General features: G+C 45.4%; 2 rRNA genes. Both read left to right on the top strand.

Features of this window, described 5'->3' with window-relative positions:
- Nucleotides 1-192, top strand: a 16S ribosomal RNA gene (locus tag L1D43_RS19805); the annotation flags it as partial.
- Between the two features lie 250 nt (nt 193-442).
- Nucleotides 443-665 (top strand): 23S ribosomal RNA (locus L1D43_RS19800); the annotation flags it as partial.

The following is a 665-nucleotide window of genomic DNA, read 5'->3' as shown; positions in this document are numbered from 1 at the left end:
TCGTAGATCAGAATGCTACGGTGAATACGTTCCCGGGCCTTGTACACACCGCCCGTCACACCATGGGAGTGGGCTGCACCAGAAGTAGATAGCTTAACCTTCGGGAGGGCGTTTACCACGGTGTGGTTCATGACTGGGGTGAAGTCGTAACAAGGTAGCCCTAGGGGAACCTGGGGCTGGATCACCTCCTTACCTATACGATTGATTGATATTTGTTGAGTGTTCACACAGATAACTTGTTCTTGTTAGAGCGAGTGGCACGTCCGAGCGACGATGCTTGTTCTTTAAAAATTTGGAAAGCTGATAGTAATAACCGAAAGGTTATTGCGAAAATAATTGAGTTCTCAAAACACACTTTAATCAAGTGACTTGAGTATTCTTTTGGCGAAAGTTGAAACCATTAGTTGCGATGCAGCTCAGATGAAACTCATTTGGGTTGTATGGTTAAGTGACTAAGCGTATACGGTGGATGCCTTGGCAGTCAGAGGCGATGAAGGACGTAGTAACTTGCGAAAAGCGTTGGCGAGCTAGTAACAAGCATTTGAGCTAACGATGTCCGAATGGGGAAACCCGGCAGCATAAGCTGTCATCATTAAGTGAATACATAGCTTAATGAGGCGAACGAGGGGAACTGAAACATCTAAGTACCCTTAGGAAAAGAAATT

This window comes from Shewanella sp. Isolate8 (genome assembly GCF_022398495.1).
GTDB classification, from domain to species: Bacteria; Pseudomonadota; Gammaproteobacteria; order Enterobacterales; family Shewanellaceae; genus Shewanella; species Shewanella aquimarina.
Note: the sequence above shows the minus strand (reverse complement) of the source record. Positions and strands in the feature narration are given on the sequence as shown.